This window comes from Micromonospora sp. CPCC 206171 (assembly GCF_036906755.1).
GTDB lineage: Bacteria > Actinomycetota > Actinomycetes > Mycobacteriales > Micromonosporaceae > Micromonospora > Micromonospora purpureochromogenes.
In genome coordinates this window covers 146,207-169,419 of sequence record NZ_JBAKHT010000011.1, presented here as the reverse complement: position 1 = coordinate 169,419, position 23,213 = coordinate 146,207, and the positions used below count along the sequence as shown (strand labels likewise).

The following is a 23,213-nucleotide window of genomic DNA, read 5'->3' as shown; positions in this document are numbered from 1 at the left end:
GCCCCCGCACCCTAGTGCAGAACTGTGCCCGTACGAGTGGTGAAGTCGCAGCCGGATGGATAGCGTCGGTGCATGGCTGCCAAGGTGCTCGCGATCGTCCTGGCCGGCGGAGAAGGCAAGCGCCTCATGCCGCTCACCGCGGACCGGGCCAAGCCGGCCGTCCCGTTCGGCGGGATGTACCGCATGGTCGACTTCGTCCTGTCCAACCTGGCGAACGCCGGCTTTCTCAAGATCGTCGTGCTGACCCAGTACAAGTCCCACTCGCTGGACCGGCACATCACCCAGACCTGGCGGATGTCGACGATGCTCGGCAACTACGTCACCCCGGTGCCGGCGCAGCAGCGCCGTGGCCCGTGGTGGTTCGCCGGGTCCGCCGACGCGATCTACCAGAGCTTCAACCTGATCAACGACGAGCAGCCCGACTACGTGATCGTCTTCGGGGCCGACCACATCTACCGGATGGACCCCCGGCAGATGGTGGACGACCACATCGCCTCCGGCGCCGGCGTGACCGTGGCCGGCATCCGGCAGCCGCTGTCGATGGCCGACCAGTTCGGGGTGATCGAGGTCGGCGAGGACGGCCGGCGGATCCGGGCGTTCCGCGAGAAGCCCACCGACGCGGTCGGCCTCCCCGACGCCCCGGACCAGATCTACGCCTCGATGGGCAACTACGTGTTCAGCACCGGCGCCCTGTGCGAGGCGGTCGAGCGGGACGCGGAGGACAAGACCAGCAAGCACGACATGGGCGGCAGCATCATCCCGATGCTGGTGGAGCGGGGCGAGGCCAACGTCTACGACTTCAAGGACAACGAGGTGCCGGGCAGCACCGACCGGGACCGCGGCTACTGGCGGGACGTCGGGACGCTGGACTCCTTCTACGACGCCCACATGGACCTGATCAATGTGCACCCGGTGTTCAACCTCTACAACTTCGACTGGCCGATCTACAGCAACCAGCCGCCGTACCCGCCGGCGAAGTTCGTCCACCAGTGGGGCGAGCGGGTCGGCCGGGCGGTCGGCTCGATGGTCTCGCCCGGCGCGGTGATCTCCGGCTCGCTGGTGGAGAACTCGATCGTGTCGCCGAAGGTCAAGGTCCACTCCTGGGCGCACGTCGACGGCGCGGTGCTGATGGAGGGCGTCGAGATCGGCCGGCACGCCGTGGTCCGCCGGGCCATCCTGGACAAGAACGTCTTCGTCCCCGAGGGCGCGGAGATCGGCGTCGACCTGGAGAAGGACCGGCAGCGCTACACCGTCTCCGACAACGGCATCGTGGTGATCGGCAAGGGCCAACGCGTCGAGCCGTGAACCAGGTGTGATCCCGGCCGTGGCCGGGAAGCAATGAGCGTCGGAGCACCAGCCCTTGGAGGTTGCAGCAGTGGCCCATCCCCGCGCCGGACAGCCCGCCGAGCCCGCCGACCTGGTGGACGTGCCGCGGCTGGTGACCGCCTACTACGCCGAGCACCCGGACCCCGACGACCCGGCGCAGCAGGTCTCCTTCGGCACGTCCGGGCACCGCGGGTCGTCGCTGCGCAACGCCTTCAACTCCGACCACATCCTCGCGGTCACCCAGGCGCTCTGCGACTACCGCCGGGAGCAGGGCCTGGACGGGCCGCTCTTCCTCGCCCGGGACACCCACGCGCTCTCCGCCCCCGCCGAGGCCGACGCCCTGGAGGTGCTCGCCGCCAACGGCGTCACCGTGCTGCGGGACAGCCGCGACGGCTACACGCCCACCCCGGCGCTCTCGCACGCCGTGCTCACCCACAACCGGGGGCGTACCAGCGGCCTCGCCGACGGCATCGTCATCACCCCGTCGCACAATCCGCCCGACGACGGCGGGTTCAAGTACAACCCCACCCACGGCGGGCCCGCCGACAGCGACGTCACGAAGTGGATCCAGGACCGGGCCAACGCCATCCTGGCCGCCGGCCTCAAGGAGGTCCGGCGGATCCCGTACGCCCGGGCCCGCGCCGCCGACACCACCGGCGGGTACGACTTCCTCGCCGGCTACGTCGACGACCTGCCCGCCGCGATCGACATCGACGCCATCCGCGACGCCGGGGTGCGCATCGGCGCCGACCCGCTCGGCGGGGCCAGCGTCGCGTACTGGGGGGAGATCGCCGAGCGGCACCGGCTGGACCTGACCGTGATCAACCCGACGGTCGACCCGACCTGGCGGTTCATGACCCTGGACGGCGACGGCAAGATCCGGATGGACTGCTCCTCGCCGAACGCGATGGCCTCGCTGATCGCCGCCCGCGCCGACTACCAGGTCTCCACCGGCAACGACGCCGACGCCGACCGGCACGGCATCGTCACCCCCGACGGCGGCCTGATGAACCCCAACCACTACCTGGCGGTGGCGATCGGGCACCTGTTCCGTACCCGGGAGCAGTGGGGTCCGGCGGCGGCGGTCGGCAAGACGCTGGTCTCCTCCTCGATGATCGACCGGATCGCGGCGGACCTGGGTCGTCCGCTGCTGGAGGTGCCGGTGGGCTTCAAGTGGTTCGTACCCGGGCTGCTCGACGGCGCGGTCGGCTTCGGCGGCGAGGAGAGCGCCGGCGCGTCCTTCCTGCGCCGTGACGGGAGCACCTGGACCACCGACAAGGACGGCATCCTGCTCTGCCTGCTCGCCTCGGAGATCATCGCCACCACCGGGCGGACCCCCAGCCAGCACTACGCCGAGCTGACCGAGCGCTTCGGCGCCCCCGCGTACGCCCGGATCGACGCCCCGGCCACCCGGGAACAGAAGGCCGTGCTCGGCAAGCTCTCCCCGGAGCAGGTGGGCGCCACCGAGCTGGCCGGCGAACCGATCACCGCGACGCTCACCACCGCGCCCGGCAACGGTGCGGCGATCGGCGGGCTGAAGGTGACCACCGAGTCGGGCTGGTTCGCCGCCCGCCCGTCGGGCACCGAGGACGTCTACAAGATCTACGCCGAGTCGTTCCAGGGGCCGGAGCACCTGGCCCGCATCCAGGAGGAGGCGAAGGCGCTCGTCGACGGGGTGCTGGCCAAGGCCTGAGCGCGGGGCGCGCGGTCAGCGCGGCGGGGGCAGCTCGCGGCGGTTCAGCTGCTTTCGCATCCCGTCCGGCAGCAGCTCGCGTAGCTGCTCGGGCAGCAGGGGCAGGTCCAGCAGGCTGAGCTTGAGCTGGTTGCGTTCCGCGTAGCGGCGGGGGTCGAGGCGGACCACCAGGCCGGCGTTCTGCTGGTACCGCACGTGCACCGCACCCTCGGTCGAGGCGTCCCGGATGATCACGCCGTCCATCTCCACGGCCACCGGCGCCGAGTCGGGCAGCAGGTCTAATCGGATGAGCTCGTCGGAGGAGAGCACCACCGACCGGGAGATGCCGGCCATCGGCGCCGACGGCGTCACCACCACGGCCTGGGCCGCCGGCGAGATCAGCGGCCCGCCGGCCGCGTAGCTGTACGCCGTGGAACCGGTCGGCGTGCTGACCACCAGCGCGTCGCAGCGGTAGTAGCCGTACCGCTGCCCGTCGACGGCGAGGGTGGCGGTGACGAAGCCGGACCCCGGATGGCGGACGAGGGCGATGTCGTTGAACGCCACCACGTCGTCCCCGCACACGTCGCAGGCCAGGCAGGCGCGCGACTCGACGGTGAAGTCGTGGGCGACCAGCCGGTCCAGCGCCCGGGGCAGGTCCGGCGGCTCGACCTCGACGAGGAAGCCGAGCTTGCCCAGGTGCACCCCGAGCACCGGCTTCGGGTCCCGCACGGCCGAGCGCAGCGCACCGAGCATGGTGCCGTCCCCACCGATGCTGATCAACGCGTCCGACCGGTGGGCCAGCTCCGCCGCCGGCACCGGCTCCACCGACGGTGGCACCCGGTGCCGGTCCTCCGCGCGGACGGCGAGGCTCTTGCCGTGCCGGGTCGCCCACCGTTCGACGATCTCCACGACCTCGGAGGCGTCCCGGGTGGGATGCAGCACCAGACCGAACACGTACCCCGCCACCGGTACAGCTCATCACACGGGCGGACGGTCCGGCAGCCGTACGGACAGGTGCGGCGGCGGTGGGAGTCCGCCGCCGCACCCGCGTCCGTCAGCGGCGCGGTCGGCCGCTCAGGTGGGCCAGCGACCGGGCGACCAGGTCGTCGCGGACCGCCGGGGCCAGCCCTTCCAGGCCGAAGCCGAGGTACACGGTGTCGTCGGTGACCACCGCCGCGCCCTCGGTGAACGCCTGCTGGCTACGGGCCCAGTCGTTGCCGCCCGGCGCGGAGCCCGGCGGCGGCCCGGCCACCGTCCATCCGCCCAGGTCCGGCGTCTCGAAGGAGGTCTCCGAGACCACCGTGCCGTCGGTGATCACCCGCGCGTCGTCCAGGAACACACCCAGGCCCTGGGTGCCCCAGTCGGAGACGTACGAGATGGAGATCTCGACCTGCTTGCCGGCGTACGCCGACAGGTCGACGGCGAACTCCCGCCAGCCGCCGGAGCTGCCGGTGGCCGCGTTCCAGCTGCCGGTGCTGCCCGTGGGTGAGCAGTCGGCGCCCTGGTAGTGGGCGAGGAACGGATGCAGGGTCTCCGTCCAGCCCGACTCGCAGCTGTCGCCGGTCTCGGTGCCGGTGCGGCCGTTGGCGTCCGGCAGCGTCGTCCAGTCGTCGCTGCCCACCTCGTGCGCCTCGACGATCAGGAAGTCCCAGTTCTGCTCGATGTCGTACGAGGCGAAGAAGCGCAGCTGCCCGCTGCTCGCCGAGGTGAGGTCGACGGTCCGGGTGAGCCGCTTGTACGACTCGTCGGACCGCCCGCTGTACAGGTACCAGTCGCCGGTGCGGGGGTCGAACGGGGCGCTGCCCGGCCGGGCCCAGTCCACCGCCGCCGAGCTGGCGAACTGCGGGAACTCATCCGGGGCCAGGAAGCTCGACGTGGTCAGGAACGAGGCCGTGTGGTCCTGGTTCCCCGCCGAGCCGGGCGCGTTGAGCTGCCCCTCGAAGCCGGCGAAGGCCCCGTCCGCGCCGCGCAGCGGATACGGCGTGCCGTCCGGGTCGCTGCCGCCGTCGCTGACGTAGTTGTACGCCCCCAGGTAGTACTGCTGGAAGTCGTTCAACAGCGGCAGGCAGGTGGCGTCGTCGGGGTCGGCGCACTCCGGCGCGGCCGGATCGGGCTGGTAGACGTAGCTGCCGTTGGCGGCCTGGGCGAAGAGCGCGTACTTGCCGCTGACCAGGAGCTTGCCGCCCTCGTTGAGGTAGTCGCGGACGGCCAGCTCGGTGTCGAGCGCCGCCCGGGCGGCGGTGCCGCCGACCTGGCCGGGCGAGCGCAGGATGATGTCGTCGCCGGTCTCCCACACCACCGCCCGGTAGTGCGAGAGCACACCCAGCGGGTGCGGGGCCGTGCGGCCCATCGCGTCGAAGTCGTACACGTCGCTGCTGCGGCCCGCCTTGGCCAGCGACGCGGCCACCTCGTCGGCGTACTTGGCGCCTGCGCCGCCGGTCTGCGCCGGGCTGAGCCCGGTCACGTCCTCCACGGCGAGCACCAGCACGTCCCCGCCGATGTCGGTGTGCACCCGGTAGGTGAAGTGCTCGCTGGCCACCGGGCCCTGGCGCGGCTTGACCCCGGTGAACCACACCTCGACCCGGTCACCCGGCTTCGTGCCGGTGACCGTGCCGCGCAGCTCGGCGTAGTAGTCGTCGTTCGTGTCGCCGTACCGCTCGCCGCCGCGCCACTCGCGGACCTTGACCGTCTTCGGACGGCCGCCGTTGACCACGTAGTGCATCCGGACGTCCTTGAGCGCCCGCCGGGTGATCGACGCGACCTGCTGGGTACGCCCGTACGAGGTGTCGAAGGAGTCGACCACGAAGTCGGGGGTGCTGCGGCCGACCACCGACACCGGGTCGTCCGGGTCGGCCGCCGACTTGGCCACCGACAGCGCGAACGGCAGGTTCTTCGCCACCTCGGCGGAAATCAGCTTCTCGTCGTCGGGGAAGATGAACCCGCTGATGCAGTCCTCCGGCCGCCACTGGTCGTCCGGGTCGGAGGCGGCTGCCGACTGGCAGGTGGACATCTCCGGGGTGAAGCCGAGGGTGCCGTAGCGGACCTGGGCGTGCGAGTCGGTGTCGCCGTTGGTGGTGTACAGCTCCGCGGAGATGTCCGGGTCGTAGCCGGGCACCGCCGGATGCGCGTCGTCGCCGGCCATCGCCTGGTAGATGACGTCGTCCGGGGTCGGCGTGCTGACCTGCCAGCCGACACCGTAGAGCAGCAGCTGGGCCGCCGAGTGGTAGTTGACGAAGAACTCGAAGCGCACCCGCTTGAAGAGCGCGTCGAGTGCCTTCGTCTCCGGCTCCGAGTTGGGGGCCGGGCCGCGGTAGGTGTCGCTGTTCGGCTCCGGCGAGGAGCCCTCGTCGTCGTACCCCCACTTGTAGCTGAAGTTGCGGTTGAGATCGACGCCGTCGGCGGTGGTGATCTGGCCGTTGCCGTCGTTGTCGCGCAGGTTCTTGCGCCACAACCGGTTGCCCGGGGTGAAGGTGTGGTCGTAGCCGTCCGGGTTGGCCACCGGCAGGAACCACAGCTCGGTGCGGTCCACCAACCGGGTGATCTCCGGGTCGGTGCCGTAGTTGTCCAGCACGTGGTGCAGCAGGCGGCGGGTCATCTCCGGGGTGATCCACTCGCGGGCGTGCTGGGCGCTGCCGTAGATCACCGCCGGGCGTCGCCCGTCCGGCACGGTGCGCGCGTTCTTCGTGACCTTCACCGCCAGGATCGGCTTGCCCTGGACGGTCCGGCCGATGGTCTCCAGCTTCGCCAGCTTCGGGAAGCGGGCCGCGGTCGCGGTGAGCTCGTCGCGGATGCCGCCCGGCTCGCTGTACGACCGGAACGCGTCCCAGCCCGCCGCCGCCTGCTTGCGCAGCGCCTGCGACGCCTCCTTGCCCCTTACCTTCTTCACGTCCAGCTTCACGCCCTGGTCGGCGAGGCGGGCCGCCTCCCGCTTGCTGAGCACCGTCTCGACCCGGGTGGTTCCATTCGCGTCGGTGCCGCGGTGGTCGTGGCCGAGGTCGACACCGGACGCGCGCAGCTTCTCCAGCTGTTGCGGGTCGAGCGTGCCGACGTACACCTCCAAGCTGTCGCGGCCGGCCGGGTCAGACGGTGGCCGCGCACTCGCCGGAGCGGTCAGCGTCAACGCGCCGACCAGGGTGAACACGCCGGCGATCGCCAGCCGTGTTGGTCTCATCGCATCCCCTTTGGTGGAAGGACCGGTAACGGAGAGCCTTCCCAACATGACTCACGCGTGTCAATGGGGCGCTCGGCTCCGCCGGTGTACCGGGATGCCGTCGCTGTCGTCGGTGGTGGCCCACCTGGCCGGCCTGCCTTCGTAACCCGCCTTCTGTCGCCTCGTTGAGGGAGGTGCTGATGAATGGGCGGTGCGGCGAAGATCAGGACGCCCCGGCGGTCGGCAGCCAACCCAGGGAGCGATTGACGGTGGATGCGTTGACGCGGGCGAAGGTGATGTTCGCGGAGCGTCGTCGGCAACTCGCCCGGAAGGCTGCCCTGCATGACGAGCGCCGGCGCACCCCCGACCGCTACCGGCGCGCACGCCCGGTCAGGTGGGCCGATCGTCCGGCTGTGAAGAACGCCTGGGCCGAGTTCACGCCGTTCCTCGCCATCGGCGTCGAATTCCACAAAGTCATCTGTTCCACGAACGCGATCGAGAGCGTCAACGCCCCCAATGCGCAAGGCCGTACGCGCCCGCGGGTGCCTCCCCAACGAGCAAGCAGCACTCAAGTGCGTGTACGGCCCCTGATGAGCCTGGACCTCACCGGCACCGGCCGCCGCCGATCCACACTTCCAGCCGGATGATTTCCGGATACACCCGCGGATTGATTAAAGGCCCTAATATTGCATTTCGGGCTCGTCTAATTGCGTTGGAGGAGTGAGTGATTTTCGCCATGTACCGTGGCCCGGGCCAGCTCGATTGGCGCCGGCAGGTTGAGGAGCATGCCCGCTGGCTCGGCCTGGTATCGGCGTATGTCACGTATGGAGCCGTTACGTGCGCACAGCTTTCCAAGCTCGGGGAATCCCCTGCGATCAGTCAGATCGGTGATGTGATCCGGCTTCGTACGACGCGATCAACGGCGGCCAACGCCATGGCGATCGCGGCCAGCGAGCCAGCTGGGAACGACATCTGGATCGATCATCGGCTGGGCACTGACACCGTGCAGGTCCACGTACCGCCAGCTACGCCGGAACAGCTGGTCTTCCGGGCTGCGGACGGCGGCTTCTGCCTCAGCAACGACCTACGCCTCCTCGGCCGTATCGGGTGCAGTCGCCTCGATCGCCGCGCGGTGCACGCGCTCCTGCAGTACGGCGCCATCCCGGCTCCGCTCACCCTGCTGTCCGGCGTCGAGCGTGCGGCACCCGGGCATGTCACCAGCATTGATCTCAGCAGCGGCGTGGCAACTGCCGCCGTCAATCACCTTCAGTCCCCGAAGGCTGTCGACGGCATACGCTTCGATCGATGCCTCGACGTCATCCTCGACACCGCGCCCAAGGGTTCGGTACTTACCTTCAGCGGTGGAGTGGATTCGGGGCTTCTCGCGGCCCGACTGTCCGCCCTGGGCCGCACCGATGTCTGTTTGCTCAACTTCTCCTTCGGCGACGCCGACCCGGAGGCGAAGCATGCGGCCGCGATGGCCAGGCATTTCCACCTGAACTTCGAGCAGACGACGTACGAGTCTACGGAGATGAGCGCCTTTCTGGCCGACGTCGGCCGCGACTACACGTACCCGTTCGGGGACTTCGCCACCATATCTGCCAACTTGATGGTGCGGGCCGGCATCAAGATGGCCCCCGATGCCCCGCAGTTCATCGACGGAACCGGCGCGGACGGCGCTTTCGGCGTCGGCCAACTGGCAACGTGGCAAAGGCTCTACCGGCTGCCTCGGCCGCTACTGAGTGGCGCAGCAGGGCTCTACTCCTGGGCCGGACTTTGGCGGCGGCCAAGCCGGTTCGAACATCGCACGAGGGCTCTCCGGCGAGCCGCCCAAATGCCGCTCTTGGAAGCCGCGGTGGTGGCAACCAATGCACTCGACGGCGTCCTCTACCGCTTGCCCCCGCCGGACCGCGCGTACCTGTCGCGGGCGATACGCACGTACATCATCGACTGCGCGCCCTCGACCGACGTCCGTGACCAGTATCAATGGCTGGACCTTCTCCATGTCTGCGCCGGCGAGTATGCGGCCAAGAGCTTCGATCCATTGCGCATGCGGGGAGTACGTGCATCCTTCCCTTTCCTGGAGCCAGATCTGCTCGCCGAAGCGTTCGCCATGCCGCGGGAGATCAAGTACACCTTCCGAGATGCCAAACTAGCGCTGAAAAACAGCCTTGCCGCGTCCGTACCGGCTGAGCTGGTCTACCGCCCCAAGTCCGGTTTCGTTCCGCCGCTAGACCGGTGGCTGACCGAGGAGCCGCTGCGTGGTGTTGTGCAGCGGATCTCGGCAGAACCTGGGGCATTGGCCGATTACCTCGAGATCACCCGTCTACGGAGGATCGTCGAACGCGCTGCAGAGGGCCAGCCGTTGACCCAGGGTGTGAGGAACTTCGTCTGGATGGTGACTTTCTTGAAGCTCTGGTTGGATCAGCAGCCGTGGTTTGCCGATTAGCCTCGCGCCTTCAGGCTGGCGGTGGTGGGTCGGGAACATGAAGGTGCCCTCTGGGTTGGGCGGACGTGACGTGGCGGCCGCGCCACCGGGGCGCCGGAGCGCTGCTCGTCACCTGCCGACGGCAGTGGAGGAACGGGGCCGGTCACGATCCTGTTCGGCGGCAGCGGTGTGCGACCCGTTCGCCCTCGTGCGTCCGTACCAGCGCAACGCGGCCAGCGCGACCAAGACGCCGGCGACGGCCGCTTCCGCGATGCAGGTTGCGGCGGCGACGCCCGTCGGACGGAGCGTCAGGGCCTGGACGAGCAGTCCACCGGTGACCACCACGGCGATGGACACGGCCACCCGGGTGGCAGCCCGGTAGTTGCCGTCGCCAATGCGATTCAGCATGAAGGCCCGGTTGACCGTGGCGAACGGGAGGGCGAGCGCCAGCAGTTGTAACCAGATCGCCGATTCGGGGATCGGCAGGCCGAGCAGGCTGGTGGCCATCCAGGGAGCCCAGGCGACGACGCCTGCGGCGATCACCGCCCCGGTGGTCACGGAGATGACCTCGGCCTCCCGGCTGACCGCACCGGTCGGCCCCAGATTGTGCCGGCGCCGCGTGCGCATCGCCATCGGCACCCGCAGCCCGCTGAAGACGACGGCGACCAGCGCCTGATAGACGCTGACCAGGGCACCGAAGCAGCCCACGACGTGCGGGCTGGCGACCAGGGAGAGGGCGATCGTGCCGGCTCGCCCGGTGAGCGACTCCGCGAAGCTGTGGGTGAACAGTTGACGGTTCAACCGGAACGCCCGCCTCGCCCACGAGGGCGACAACCCGGTCCACATCGGGGGGCCGCCGGACGGGCTGCGGCAGACAAGCGCCTCGGTCGTGGCCAGGTAGGCGGCCGCGCCGGCCGCCAGCGCGATCGTCAGCGGCACGCCGGCGATCAGCAGCAGCAGCGCGAAGAGCCGGGTGGCGGTCATCGCTGCCGAGGCCGCGATGAATCTCATCTGGCGGACGAGATCGCTGAAGCGTAGCTCGGCGAGACTGTTCAGGATCATTACGCCGCCGGCGCTCAGCAGGGCCACCGTCCCGTACCCGCGACCGCCATACAGCCAGGCGAGCAGCACGGTGGCGGCGGCCATGGCCGGCGCCGCGATCAGTAGACGCTGACAGCGGACCGACCGGCGTTCGTCCTCGCTCCCCGTCGCATAGAGGAGCGACGATCCGCCCATGATCAGGATCGCGATCCAGGTGAGCGCGGCGGTCATGACGCTGTAGGCGGCGATTTCACCGGTCTGCCCCTGCCGTGCGCTGTAAGCGAGTATCCCGGCGTTGAGTACGCCACTCACCAGACTCGACGCAGACGCCACGATGGTGTTCGACCGGACTCCTGTCCCGCGGGTCCGGCCCGCCCTGGGAGGCGCGGCGGGCGAGGGGGCCATCGTCTCCCGCGTCAACCGGTCGTTCAAGCGCATTCCTTTCGCGGCAACGAGCGGGTCGACGAGCCAATGGTTGATTGCTCGCCGGTGAGGCTGGCCCCACAGGCTCCCGACGATCCGGCGTCAGTGCCCCCGACTGTCAGCCTGATCCGGTCGAGAATGTCCAGACGGCTCCGACGAGCCCAGCTCCCGGTCCCTGGTCACCATCGTGACCTCGACCGCTGGCGACACGACGCCGAGCAACTGGGCGATGGACCGGGCTGGCCCCCCGGCGCGGAATCCCGGCTCGAAGAAGTCACCCGTCAGCGGCACGCGAATCGGCCGGAAGGGTGCCGGTGGATGGGTGCTTTCCCCGGGACGTGCCGTGGGTCGCCCCGGATGGACCGTCACGGCGGATCCCCTGGGCCGAGAATATGGTTCGAGGCTGAGCGCGTGTTGCCGCCAAGGGAGACGTCGGACAATTCAGCCACGCTGGACTAACGCTGAAGAGTTCGAGTCGGTGACGCCGGAACTGCTCGGTCGGAGTGTCGGCGCTCAGCCGGAGCGCCCGTGTCGACGGCCTCGGACACGTCCCGGGTCGGATGCCTGCCTCACCGGACGTTGCATTCCAGGATCTTTTCGGGGAACGGACAGCATGAACAAGATCACGATTCGCGAGCTGGTGCGGCACGGCCTGCACGCCACGTCGCTCGACCAGCTCCTGCTCCGACGCCGCGCGTCCCGCGGTCTGGACGTGAGCTACCTGCGGGCGGGGGCCCGTAAGGAGGCGTTCGAGCGGATCTACCGACAGGGGATCTGGCTGGTCGGTCCGAACCGCGACTGCCTCTCCGGCGCCGGTTCGCGGCTGGAGGCGACGGCGGTGCTCCAGGCCGAGCTGCCGAAGATGATCGCGCAGCTCGGCGCCGACTCCCTGCTGGACGTCGGATGTGGCGACTTCACCTGGATGCAGCACGTGCAACTTGGGGTTCCCTACCTAGGGGTGGACATCGTCGAGTCGGTCATCGAGGAGAACCGGAGGCGGCACGGCTCCCCGCTGCGGGAGTTCCGGTGCGTCGACGCGGTCACCGAGCCGCTGCCCGCCGCCGATGTCGTGCTCTGCCGGGAGGTCCTCTTCCACCTCTCGCTCGCCGACGCGACGAGCCTGTTGTCGAACGTCCGGGCGTCCGGTGCCCGGTACCTCATCGCGACGACCGACGAGGCGACCGCGTTCAACGCCGACATCCGCAGCGGCGACTTTCGGGTGCTCAACCTGCGCAAGCGTCCGTTCCACCTGCCGGCGCCGATGTACGAGATCAGGGACGACGCGGTCCAGCACGGGCGGGTCATGGGCGTCTGGCGGGTCGCCGACCGCTGAACGGCGCGGACGGGGTCGACCGCAGGGCCGGGCGCGTGTCGCCGCGATCCGCGGTCACCGCCGAGCCCGGCCCACCGGCGGCGGGTTGATGATCCAGGCCGACAGCCGGCCACGCCGGCGCAGCACGGCCAGGCCGAGCACCTCGGCCGCGAGGGTGGCGGCCGCCGCCCCCACCGCCAGCATGGTCGGCAGGGTCAGGAAGACCCGCTGGCTGCGCACCGCGCGGCGTTGCCCCGCGTCTCCGCTGAGGTACAGCAGAGGCGAGCCGACGGCGACGGCGACGGCGACGAGGGTCAGGGCGGCGGTGACGACGGCGTAGGTGGCGATCTCTCCGGTCTGGCCGGTCCGGGCGCTCAGGGCGAGCACCGCCGCGTTCAGCAGACCGCTCGCCAGGCCCGAGGCGGAGGCGATCAACGAGTTGCGGGTGGACGAGGGGAGCTGCCGCGGTACCCACGGGCGTCGCTGACGCGGTGTCGGCGTGGCGGTGCCGAGTGCTGACCAAAGGCTACTTCGGGGTTTCTGAATGGCGCTCTGTTTCCTGCCGTCGGAAGCGCCGGTCACGATTACCGCGGTTTGTCGCGGTGATCCGTGACCTCGGCGCGCGGAAACGGGTTTGTATGACGGGCGGACCCGGTGTCCAACCGGGCCGACCCCCAGCAGGCTCTTCGGGTCGGTGTTCGAGGTGATCGCATGCGTATGAAGGCGAGGTCGGTGTGAGCGGAGACCGCGGGTTGCTGTCGATCGACATCGACCAGATGTCGGACGGGACGCCGGTGACCTATCGCGTGCTGGCCACCAGCCGGGCCTTCCAGCCGGGCTACCGCGGCGGAGGTCCGGTCCGGTCCCTGGAGAAGATCCTGGACAGCTGTCCGGCGCACGTCGAGGTCATGCTCGTCACGCGCGACCGGGACCTGGGCACGTCCGACCCGTACCCCGGCCTCTCGGGGCGGTGGGTACGCCGCCGGGGGGCGCTGGTCCACTATCTGCGGGTCGGTGACGTCCGCAACTGGGTGCGCCTGGCCCGGCAGCTGCGGGCCCGCCGGATCGACCTGCTCTACGTCAACAGCCTGTGGTCGCTCTTCTCGCAGGTGCCGGTGCTCGCGGCCGCCGTGGGGCTGCTGCCGGTGCGCAGCATCCTCCTCGCGCCCCGTGGTGAACTCTCGCCGGGCGCGCTGCGCCTCAAGGCCGGCAAGAAGCGGTTCTTCCTGCTGTTCTGGGCGCCTCTGCTCAAGCGGCTGCGGGTCCGTTGGCAGGCCTGCAGCGATCTGGAGGCACGGCACATCGCCGCGCGGTTCCCCTGGGCCCGGATCATCGTGCACGGCCAGCAGACGTCCCTGCCCGACGACGCGAGGCCGCCGCAGGACCGTCCCGACGGGCCGCTGCGCCTGGTCTTCATCAGCCGGATCTCGCCGATGAAGAACCTCGACCTGGCACTCGCCGGCCTGCACAAGGTGACCCGGCCGGTGAACTTCGACATCTTCGGCCCACTCGAGGATCAGGCCTACTGGGCGCGCTGCCAGCGGCTGATGGCCGGCATGCCGGCGAACGTCACGGTCCGCTACCGCGGATCGCTGCCGCCCGAGCAGGTGATCCGTACCTTCGGCGAGTACGACGCCTTCCTGCTGCCGACCCGGGGCGAGAACTTCGGTCACGTCATCCTGGAGAGCCTGGCGGCGTCCTGCCCGTTGATCTGCTCCGACGAGACCCCGTGGAACGATCTGATCGAGGCCGGCGGCGGCGCCGTCGTGCGGCCCCTCACCGCCGACGCGGTCGCCGCCGGCGTGGAACGCTTCGCCGCCCTCTCGCCGACCGACCGCCGGCGAGCCAGGGACCACGCCGCGGAGGCCTTCGGGGCCTGGCGCGGCCAGCAGCGCTCCACCAACCTCTTCGAAGAGGTACGCCTGCTGGGCTGACCGCGCCACCGGGTCACGTCGGATCCGCCGCCACATCCACCATTTCGATCGGTGACGTTTCTCGTCGACTCCACGATTCGTTGTAGCTACGGGCGCCCGGTGCGTCGGACACCGGTCGTCGGTCGGAAGGGACGTGAGATGACGCGGGTTGTGACGGTGGTAGGGACGCGACCGGAGATCATCCGGCTATCCCGGGTCGTCGACCGGCTCGACCGCACGGTTGACCACGTCCTCGTCCACACGGGGCAGAACTGGGATCCGGCGCTGTCCGAGGTGTTCTTCCGCGAGCTACGGATGCGCGAACCCGACCGGTTCCTCAACGTCGACACCACGTCGCTGGGCCGGATGCTGGGCGGGGTGCTCGCCGGTGTCGAGGACGTCATCCGGGAGGTCCGGCCGGACGCGATGCTGATCCTCGGCGACACGAACAGCTCCATCGCCGCCCTGATCGGACGGCGGATGCGGGTGCCGGTGTACCACATGGAGGCCGGCAACCGGTGCTTCGACCTGAACGTGCCGGAGGAGACCAACCGCCGCCTCGTCGACCACGTCTCGGACTTCAACCTGGTCTACACCGAGCACGCCCGGCGCAACCTGCTGGCCGAAGGGCTGCACCCCCGCCGCATCCTGCACACCGGGTCACCGATGCGTGAAGTGCTGGATCACTACCGCGCCGACATCGACGCCTCGACGGTGCTGCGGCAGCTGGAACTCGCCCCGGGAGGCTACTTCCTGGTGAGCGCCCACCGCGAGGAGAACGTGGATCAGCCGGAGCGGCTGCGCCAGCTGCTCGGCTGCCTGCGGGCGGTACGCGACGAGTGGGACCTGCCGGTGCTGGTGTCCACCCACCCGCGCACCCGCAAGCGGCTCGAGGCGCTCGCCCCCGACCCCAGCGACCTCGACGGCCTGGCCTTTCACGAGCCATTCGGCCTCTTCGACTACGTCCAGCTCCAGCGCAACGCCCGCTGCACGCTCTCGGACAGCGGCACCATCAGCGAGGAGGCGGCTATCCTGGGCTTCCCCGCGGTGACGCTGCGGGAGTCCATCGAGCGTCCCGAGGCACTGGACGCCGGCAGCGTCATCATGACCGGACTGGACCCGGCCGGCGTGTCGGAGGCCGTCCGGGTCACGGTCGACCAGAGCCGGGACGGCGTCCCGTGCCCCGCCGACTACCAGGTGCGCGACACCTCCCGCCGGGTCGTCGACTTCATACTGTCCACCGTTCGCCGGCACCACGGGTGGGCCGGCATCCGGCGGTGAGGTCGGCCCGGGACGGCGGACCCAGTCGTCCGGCCGGGTGACCACCCGGCCGGACGAGTCTCCGAGGTCGGTCAGATGGCCGGAGTGAGACCCGCCGGGCGTCCCGACGGCAGGTTCCACCGCGACATCGCCTCGTGCAATTGGCTGATCATCTCCGGCCAGGCGGGCGGGCGGTACCCCGTGGCGGCGAAGAGCGCGTCGGCCGACAGGGATCGGTCGCAGCGGAAGCCGTCCTCGGGCAGGATCCGTCCCGTCCAGCCGTAGGTGCGGGCGACGAGCCGGAGCAGGTCGTACTTGGACACGGGCGCGGCCGCGAGGTGGTAGAGCCCCTGAAGATCCTCGCGAGGCAGCACGACCGTCCTGAGGAATCGGGCGAACTCGGTGGTGGTGACCCCGGTGTAGATCGCCTTGGTGTAGCCCCGGACGTCGGTCGTCTGGGACAGGAACCAGTCCACGAGTGACCGGTTGCTGGTCAGCTCGTGGCCGATGATGGACGTCCGAAGCGTGAGGGTTGGGGGAGCGGTCTCCCCGAGCAGCTTGGACCGACCGTAGAGGTCCGGGGGATCGGGAATGTCCGTCTCCAGGTAGTTGCCACGGTCGCCGGAGAAGACACAATCGGTGCTCACGCTGACCAGGCGGACACCGCGCGTCCCGCACTCGTGCGCCAGGATCTGGGGAAGGAGCGCGTTGATCGTGACCGTGCGGACGGCGTCGTGCACATCGGACCGTTGCTTGATCACACCGACGCCGTTGACCACCAGGTCGGGTCGGACGTCGTCCAGCAGGCGACGGACGCGGTCGGTGTCGAGAGCGTCGACGCCGGGCGTGATGCGACGTGCGAGGTGCGGCGGGAAGAAGCGTGACAGGTCGTCGGCGGAGCGGGCCGAGCCGAACACGTCCAGCTCACCGCCGCGGTCCAGTTCTCGCAGCAACGTGTGCCCCAGCATTCCGGTGGCGCCGAGGACGAGCACCCGCTGACTCATGCCATCTCCTGTCCCCGCCCGCGTGGCACCCTGCCGGTGTTCCGGGCCGCGCAGGCGACGGCCACGTCCGCGAGCAGCTGCGAGCTGACGGATTCGCTCATGTGTTCGAGGTAGTAGGCGCGCCCGGCCTGCCCCATGGCTCGCCGGCGGTCTGCGGAGGCGGCGTGCGCCTGTCGGAGCGCCGCGGCCAGTCCGGCCGGATCGCCCGGCGGGCAGGTGAAGCCCGCACCGGCGTCGTCGACCACCCTCGACGCGTCACCCGGTACGCAGGCCACCACCGGCTGCCCACAGGCGAAGATCGACTGGATCTTGCTCGGCATGGTGATCCTGAACAGCGGTTCGTCCGCCAGGGACACCAGCTGGATGTCGGCCGAGGCCATCAGGCCGGCCATCCGCTCCGGTGGCTGCGCCGGCAGGAAGTGCACGGTACGCAGGCGGAGCCGGTCAGCCAGCGACTGCAGCGCGCGCTTCTCGATGCCGTCACCGACCAACACGAGGTGGACGTCCGATAGATCGTCGAGGCGTGCCAGGGCTTCGATCGCGACGTCGAGTCGCTGGGCCATGCCGTGATTGCCGCCGTACATGACGACGAACTCGTCGGTGAGGCCCAGCTGCCGGCGCAGCTCCCCGTCGGGCTCCGTCGGGTGCATGACCTTCTCGTCGACCCAGTTGTAGACGACGGAGACCCGGTCCGGGGCCACTCCCCGGGCGACGATCGCGTCGCGTTGTCCCGGAGACGTGACGGTGACATGGTCCGCGCGCCGGTACGTCTGGTTGGTGAACCAGCTGAGGGCGTTCTCCGCGACCCGCCGGCTCACGCCCCCGGTCAGGAACCCGGACGCGAAGACCGAGTCGGGCCAGAGGTCCATCACCATGGCCACGTAGGGCGTCCGCCACCGGAGCCGGGCGGTCATGGCCGCCGTCGCGGCGGTGGCCGGGCCGGAATAGACCAGCGCCACGTCGGCGCCCCGGAGCGCCTTCGCGCCGAGGGCCGAGGACGAGGCGGCGTAGCTGAGGTAGTTCGCGGCCCGGCCCACCGCCGAGTGGTTGTGGCTGGGGTAGAGCGGGGTCCGGACAACGCGCAGGCCGTGCTCCGTTCCGGTCGTCCGACGCCAGGCCCGATATCCCGGCTTGAGCTTGCCGTCGGGATAGTTCGGCATGCCGGTCAGGACGTCCACCTCGAATCCCCGCCGGTGCAGGGAGTGGGCGATGCTCAGCGGGACGGGGGTGGGCTCGGGTGGGAACCACTGGGTGATGAGTGTCACCCGGCAGGGCGTCTCCGACTGGACGTGGTGGCCGCGCACGCTGCCGTCAGGCCCTTCCCGCGCCAGCGAGGTCCATGACCTCGGTCAGCCGGGCACGCACCTCCGGGAGCGTGTCCAGCAACCTCATGACGTCAGTGACGTCGAGGCGCTCGGCGTTGTGCGAGGTGTAGTCCCACGGGTGGTGCCGGCGGGGGTCTCCCTCCTCGAAGTACAGCGAGTAGTTGAGGTCCCGACTGTCCACCGGCACGCGGAGGAACTGCCCGAGGTCTTCCGCCCTGGCCAACTCCTCCTGACTGGCCAGCGTCTCGTGCAGTTTCTCGCCGTGCCGGATACCCAGCACCTCGATCTTGGCGGGGACCTCGAACAGGTTGCACATGGCGGTGGCGAGGTCGCCGATCGTGCAGGCGCGGGCCTTCTTGATGAAGATGTCGCCGCTGCGCCCGTGCTGGAACGCGTGCTCGACGAGTTCCACGGACTCCGGCAGTGACATCAGGAAGCGCGTCATTTCCGGATCGGTGACCGTCAACGGCACGCCGTTGCCGATCTGGTCGAGAAAGAGCGGAATGACGGAGCCCCGCGAACACATGACGTTGCCGTACCGGACGATGCAGATGCGGGTGCGGGCACCGGGGTTGTTCCGTGTGTGCGCCTGGGCGACCTTCTCCATCAGGCCCTTGCTCATGCCCATGGCGTTCACGGGGTAGACCGCCTTGTCGGTGCTCAGGAACACCACGGCCTCGACGCCGTTCTGCACCGCCGCGTCCGCGACGTTCGCGCTGCCCAGGATGTTCGTCCGGACGGCTTCGAGCGGGAAGAACTCGCAGGAGGGGACCTGCTTCAGCGCCGCGGCGTGAAACACGAACTGGACCCCGCGGCTCGCCTTCGACACGGTATCGAGGTCGCGCACGTCACCCACGTAGTACCGGACGCGGTCGTCCCGGAGCCGGAGCCGCATGGCGTCCTGCTTGGACTCGTCCCGGCTGAGGACGCGGACCTCTGCCGCCCCGGTGGACAGCAGCCGGTCGACCATCGTCTGACCGAATGAGCCGGTCCCGCCGGTGATCAAGAATCGTCCGTTCGCTAGCGAAGGCGTCACCCTTTGTCCTTTCGTCTTCGACCTCCGGCCGGAGCCGGGTCGGGGCGGTCTCGCCAAAGGCTGAGGTTAGCCCAGAATCGGACTCTATGCCCTTAAAGCGGCAAAATGGCTTTTCCGGCGTAAGACGGGACCTGCGCCCCGAATCATCGGCGGCGTCCGGCGGGTCCCGCCCCCGGCGGCCGGCCCGAGTGCGACCCGCCCGACGACCGGGCCTCGGAAACGACGCGCAGGCGCGGCAGGAGGCGGCGCGGAGCGGCTGAACGTCGGAGGCGACGCACGGGGCCACCGGCCCGGAGTTCGGTCACCCGGATCGGGGTCCCGTCGTCGGCCGCGACCTCTGGTCGACCTGACCGCTGGCGCTGGCCCGACCGCCGGTCGCGCCAGGAGATCGCCGCCGTCGTGACCTCAGGTCGGACGCGCAGTCGGCGGACCGCCGCGTCGTTCCGCCGGCCTGCCTGGTCAACGACGAGCGGTGCGCCCGGTGACGACGGCCCGCGTACCGTCACCGGCGGGGCGCCTCCCGGGGTGGTGACGGCCGTAACCAACCCGCGACGCTCCCGTTGAGCCCGGTGTTCCGGCCCGGTCGGAGGTGACTCCTCGCCGACGTCGCACCCGAGCTGGTCGCGACCGCGCCGGTTCTCCGGTCGCGACCGGAAGGCCGTTGCTCGCTCGTCGGTGCGCTCACCTGTGCATCCGCTCCGGCCGGCAGTTGCGCAGCGCTCAGGAGGTAGTCGTCATGGGGGATCGCCGGCCGGATGAACCGCGCCCACTCGAGCCGCGAGGGCGGCCCCTCGTCGGAGCACCCAGGGGCGGCCCGGTCGGGTCGGTCGAGCCCGAGGCGCGAACTCGGTTCGCCGAGCGGCGGTACGCGCAGGTGCTGGCCGGTCTGAGCTGGCTCTGCCTGGGGTGCGTTCCGCTCGTCCTCGACTCCCTGACCGCGATCGAGGATCGGCGTTACCACGGCACCATGGTCTTCGCCGTCCTCGCCCTGTTCTTCGGGATCTGGGTCTTCTGGCGGGATGGCGGGCCGAGGATCACTGTCGTCGGCACCTACAACCTCGGCTTCGCGCTGTTCGTCGGCTTCGCCGCCGCCTACCACGCCGTCCGGGACACGTCACCGGAGCTTCCGCTCTTCCGCGCGGTGACCCTCTGCTACTTCGTCCACGTCCTGACCTGGCTGCTGTTCTGGAGCGCGCCGTCCGCCAGGCCGGCCACGAGCCCGGCCCTGCGGGTGGACCCGGCCGTCTCCCGGTGGGCCGTCCGGTGGGGTCTGGCCCTGCTGACCCTGGCGGTCCTCCTTCAGCTGTCGCTGCCGGAGCAGGACAAGCACATCATCATCAATGCGGCGGGATTCGTCGGTGTCGTGCTGTTGAGCGTCGGATTGCTGCGTACCCCGCTGCGCAAGCCGCCGCTGGTGTACGGCCTTGTGCCGGTCGCCGGCTTCGCCGTCTACTGCACCTTTCTCTTCGACGGTTTCGGTCGGATCGTCGTGGGTTCGCTCGGTCTTGCCCTGGCAGCCGTCCTGATCGACCGGAGCGGTCGCGGACGGCACGTCAAGGTCGCGATCCTCGCCCTGACGCCGATCGCGGTCCTGGTGCTGGCGCGGATCCGCGCCGCGGCCCCGGTCGAGTCGGTGGTGGACAACGCCAATCGAGACATCGACGGCCTCTACTCGGTGGTGTGGCCGTTGCGCGACTTCGCTCAGCTCCTCAGCATGAACGACCTCGGAGTGCTGCCGCGGGCGTGGGGCGGGACGTTCTACGCCGCGGCCGTCTTCCTGGTGCCGAGGGCCGTCTGGCCGGACAAGCCGCTGGGACTCGGCGCCGAGTTGGTGCCGTTTCTGTCTCCCGAGATGGTCGGAACCAACCAGTCCGACGCGGCGCTCTTCTTCGGCGAGTGGCTGTTCAACTTTGGCGTTGTCGGTCTGGCGCTGATGATCCCGGCGGCCGGTCTGGCTATCCAGTACCTCGACCGGCTCGCCCGACGGATCACGTCGGTGCCGCTGATGACGCCCCGGACGGTGCTGGCGTACGTGACCGGGATCGTCCTCACCGTGGGGCTCTTCGACGTCATCTGGGTCGGCGCCGCCACCTTCGCCGGACGTACCGGGTGCCGCCTGCTGGTGCTCGCCGCGCTGCTCCTGATCATCCCCAAGGGCGCTGCGGCGCAGCGGACGACCGCGGTGCCGCACCGCCCCGGCGGCGCCGGGGTCCACGCCGAGCGGCTGCTCCCGGCCGCTGCGGGCTTGTCGTCCTCCGCGCCTGGCCGCCAGGACCCGGCGGTGGCCCGACCCCCGCACGGAGGCGGATGACCGCGCGCCCGGCCGGCCACCGGGACGGTCGGAGAGCGCGGGGAGCGCCGGGACATGAAGGGCCGTCTTGTTCTACTTTGTGGCCTTTCGTGGCTTTTCATACTGATAGGACTATTGTATGGCTAAAGGCATTCTCGAAGAACCGGTGGGGCGAGCCCTGGCTCACCCCCCTGCCGCCGCCGACCAGGCCCGTTCCGGCGCCTTGGCGGGGCGGCCGTACGACCGCTGGAAGCGGTTGATCGACATCGTCGGTGCGATCGTCATCCTGATCCTCGCCGCGCCGGTGATGGCCGCCGTGGCCGGCGCGATCCTGCTCGTCCTGGGCCGTCCGGTGCTGTTCCGGCACACCCGGCCCGGTCGCGACGGCAGGCTGTTCGAGCTGGTCAAGTTCCGCACCATGCACCCCGTCGACCCGGCGCGCGGACTGGTGTCGGACGCCGACCGGCTCAACCCGCTGGGTCGGTGGTTGCGTGCCACCAGCCTGGACGAGCTTCCCGAGTTCTGGAACGTGCTCCGCGGTGAGATGAGCATCGTCGGGCCGCGGCCCCATCTCGTCCGCTACCTCACCCTGTACAGCCCGCGACAGGCGCGGCGGCACGAGGTGCGACCCGGCATCACCGGGCTCGCCCAGGTGCGCGGCCGCAACGCCCTCGACTGGCAGCACAAGTTCGAGTACGACGTCGAGTACGTCGACCGGCGATCGTTCTGGTTGGACGTGCGGATCCTCGCCGCGACGGTGCGGGTGGTGCTGAGGCGGGACGGCATCTCGGCGCCGGGCGCCGCCACCTGGCACGAGTTCACCGGCAACGCGGAGCCCGACCCCGGCTTGCTGCGGCCCGCCGGAGAGTCCGTCGGTCCCGGCGCTCGATGAGCCGGGTACTGCTCTTCGGCGCCGGCGGCTTCCTGGGCCGGCACATCCACGGTGCGCTCGCGTCGCATTCCATGGTCCTGGCGCCGGATCGATGGGAGTGCGACCTGGTCGGCATCGAACTGTCGGCGCTGGTCGCCCTGCTCCGCCGGGAGAAACCGGATGCGGTGGTGACCGCAGCGGGTCGGATCAGCGGCTCCGGGTACGACTTCGTGCAGGCGCACGTGACCACCACCGCCAAACTGATCGAGGCGGTGGCTGCCGGCGCGCCCCAGGCCCGGCTGGTCCGGATCGGTTCCGCGGCGGAGTACGGCGCCGTACCGCACGGGAGCGCCGTGACGGAGGACCATCCCGCCAGCCCGGTGGGCGAGTACGGACTGAGCCATCTCACCGCCACCCGGCTGGCGCAGCTCGCCGGGGAGTCGGCCCGGGTGGACACGGTGGTCCTGCGGGTGTTCAACCCGGTCGGTCCGGGCATGCCGGCCGGCAACGTGCTCGGCCGGGCGGCGACGCTGATCAGGACGGCGCTGGCCCGGGGGGAGGAGCGGGTGTCACTCGGCCTGCTCAGCACCTACCGGGACTTCGTCGACGTACGGGACGTGGCGGACGCGGTGCTGGCCGCGATCCGCAGCGGGCCGCTCGCCGAGCGGATCTTCAATGTCGGCAGCGGGCGGGCGGTGGCCACCCGGGAGGCGATCGGCCGGCTGGCCGAGGTCGCGGGCTTCACGGGAGAGGTAGGCGACGGCTCGTTGGCGCCCGACGCCGGTCGGTCGGCCGCCGTTCCCTGGATGTGCGCCGACATCGGGCGCAGCGCCCGTGCGTTGGGCTGGGCCCCGCGACACACCTTGACCGGCTCGCTGATGGCGCTGTGGCAGGAGACGGCCGCTGGCCGGCCGACGCCGGAACTCGTGCCGTAGATCCGTGGAGCCGCAGTGGACGTGCAGCGCTGCTGACTGGAGTCGGTACAGTGCTGCGGCCAGTGACAGGCACACGTCCGACCGCAGGGAGCCCGACAGCGGTGCACTTGAGGATCATCGCGCCGGGTGACCGCGCCACCGCCGTGACGGCATGCTCGGCGACGACCTCGGCTGGCTCCACCCGGTGGTCGTACCCGGTGCTGCCCGGCAGCTCCGCCGGCGACCTC

At 70.3% G+C, this 23,213-nt stretch carries 16 protein-coding genes and 1 pseudogene; 10 read left to right on the top strand and 7 right to left on the bottom strand.

Translation table 11 applies throughout. The features are described from left to right. Positions 1 to 72 precede the first annotated feature (72 nt). Positions 73 to 1,305 carry a glucose-1-phosphate adenylyltransferase gene (glgC, locus tag V6U89_RS15675; protein ID WP_210775147.1) on the top strand — a complete coding sequence of 411 codons (1,233 nt, stop codon included), beginning with the start codon at positions 73 to 75 and terminating at the stop codon, positions 1,303 to 1,305. Between the two features lie 70 nt (positions 1,306 to 1,375). Continuing rightward, positions 1,376 to 3,019 (top strand): phosphoglucomutase (alpha-D-glucose-1,6-bisphosphate-dependent), encoded by a 1,644-nt coding sequence (gene pgm / locus V6U89_RS15670; protein ID WP_334571853.1) that lies wholly within the window; start codon positions 1,376 to 1,378, stop codon positions 3,017 to 3,019. A gap of 15 nt (positions 3,020 to 3,034) precedes the next feature. Here pgm and V6U89_RS15665 read toward each other — a convergent pair whose 3' ends face one another. Together V6U89_RS15665 and V6U89_RS15660 are read right to left on the bottom strand one after the other, a co-directional pair. Next, complete coding sequence (locus V6U89_RS15665) at positions 3,035 to 3,964, bottom strand: NAD(+)/NADH kinase (protein WP_334571849.1); 930 nt, start codon at positions 3,962 to 3,964, stop codon at positions 3,035 to 3,037. An 88-nt stretch (positions 3,965 to 4,052) separates the two neighbouring features. Next, a complete protein-coding gene (locus V6U89_RS15660) occupies positions 4,053 to 7,169 on the bottom strand; it encodes a M14 family metallopeptidase (protein WP_334571847.1) in 3,117 nt (1,038 codons plus the stop codon). 366 nt (positions 7,170 to 7,535) lie between these two features. Between V6U89_RS15660 and V6U89_RS15655 the strand changes: the two are divergent. Both V6U89_RS15655 and V6U89_RS15650 read left to right on the top strand, forming a co-directional pair. Further along, a pseudogene (locus tag V6U89_RS15655) lies at positions 7,536 to 7,774 on the top strand (transposase); the annotation flags it as partial. Between the two features lie 98 nt (positions 7,775 to 7,872). Further along, positions 7,873 to 9,597, top strand: coding sequence for an asparagine synthase C-terminal domain-containing protein (locus V6U89_RS15650; RefSeq protein ID WP_334571842.1), 1,725 nt, complete (start codon positions 7,873 to 7,875; stop codon positions 9,595 to 9,597). A 108-nt stretch (positions 9,598 to 9,705) separates the two neighbouring features. Here V6U89_RS15650 and V6U89_RS15645 read toward each other — a convergent pair whose 3' ends face one another. Beyond that, positions 9,706 to 10,929: a hypothetical protein gene (locus V6U89_RS15645; protein ID WP_334571838.1), complete on the bottom strand. Its 1,224-nt coding sequence runs from the start codon at positions 10,927 to 10,929 to the stop codon at positions 9,706 to 9,708. 724 nt (positions 10,930 to 11,653) lie between these two features. Here V6U89_RS15645 and V6U89_RS15640 point away from each other — a divergent pair. Continuing rightward, positions 11,654 to 12,373, top strand: a complete 720-nt coding sequence (locus V6U89_RS15640) for a class I SAM-dependent methyltransferase (protein WP_334571833.1) — start codon at positions 11,654 to 11,656, stop codon at positions 12,371 to 12,373. Between the two features lie 54 nt (positions 12,374 to 12,427). Here V6U89_RS15640 and V6U89_RS15635 read toward each other — a convergent pair whose 3' ends face one another. Beyond that, on the bottom strand, positions 12,428 to 12,787 hold the full coding sequence (locus V6U89_RS15635; RefSeq protein ID WP_334571830.1) for a hypothetical protein: 360 nt from the start codon (positions 12,785 to 12,787) through the stop codon (positions 12,428 to 12,430). Positions 12,788 to 13,086: 299 nt separating this feature from the next. On the opposite strand from V6U89_RS15635, the gene V6U89_RS15630 reads away from it, so the two are divergent. Beyond that, entirely contained in the window at positions 13,087 to 14,286 is a 1,200-nt protein-coding gene (locus tag V6U89_RS15630; RefSeq protein WP_334571825.1) for a glycosyltransferase family 4 protein, read from the top strand. A 138-nt stretch (positions 14,287 to 14,424) separates the two neighbouring features. Further along, positions 14,425 to 15,546, top strand: a complete 1,122-nt coding sequence (wecB, locus tag V6U89_RS15625) for a non-hydrolyzing UDP-N-acetylglucosamine 2-epimerase (RefSeq protein WP_334571819.1) — start codon at positions 14,425 to 14,427, stop codon at positions 15,544 to 15,546. 71 nt (positions 15,547 to 15,617) lie between these two features. Here wecB and V6U89_RS15620 read toward each other — a convergent pair whose 3' ends face one another. The 3 genes from V6U89_RS15620 to V6U89_RS15610 are packed head-to-tail and all read right to left on the bottom strand — an operon-like array spanning position 15,618 to position 18,890. Further along, on the bottom strand, positions 15,618 to 16,529 hold the full coding sequence (locus V6U89_RS15620) for a dTDP-4-dehydrorhamnose reductase family protein (RefSeq protein ID WP_334571816.1): 912 nt from the start codon (positions 16,527 to 16,529) through the stop codon (positions 15,618 to 15,620). Continuing rightward, positions 16,526 to 17,794 carry a glycosyltransferase family 4 protein gene (locus V6U89_RS15615; protein WP_334571813.1) on the bottom strand — a complete coding sequence of 423 codons (1,269 nt, stop codon included), beginning with the start codon at positions 17,792 to 17,794 and terminating at the stop codon, positions 16,526 to 16,528. Before V6U89_RS15615 ends, V6U89_RS15620 begins: the two co-directional genes overlap by 4 nt. Before the next feature lie 46 nt (positions 17,795 to 17,840). After that, the gene (locus V6U89_RS15610) at positions 17,841 to 18,890 is read right to left on the bottom strand and encodes a polysaccharide biosynthesis protein (RefSeq protein WP_154938435.1); all 1,050 of its coding nucleotides are present in this window, start codon (positions 18,888 to 18,890) and stop codon (positions 17,841 to 17,843) included. Positions 18,891 to 19,764: 874 nt separating this feature from the next. Here V6U89_RS15610 and V6U89_RS15605 point away from each other — a divergent pair. The 3 genes from V6U89_RS15605 (at position 19,765) to V6U89_RS15595 (ending at position 22,986) form a co-directional block, all read left to right on the top strand. Beyond that, entirely contained in the window at positions 19,765 to 21,201 is a 1,437-nt protein-coding gene (locus V6U89_RS15605; RefSeq protein WP_334571804.1) for a hypothetical protein, read from the top strand. Positions 21,202 to 21,319: 118 nt separating this feature from the next. Next, positions 21,320 to 22,072: a sugar transferase gene (locus V6U89_RS15600; protein ID WP_334571800.1), complete on the top strand. Its 753-nt coding sequence runs from the start codon at positions 21,320 to 21,322 to the stop codon at positions 22,070 to 22,072. Then, positions 22,069 to 22,986 (top strand): NAD-dependent epimerase/dehydratase family protein, encoded by a 918-nt coding sequence (locus V6U89_RS15595; protein WP_334571795.1) that lies wholly within the window; start codon positions 22,069 to 22,071, stop codon positions 22,984 to 22,986. The genes V6U89_RS15600 and V6U89_RS15595 overlap by 4 nt, the downstream gene beginning before the upstream one ends. The last annotated feature ends 227 nt before the right edge of the window (positions 22,987 to 23,213 follow it).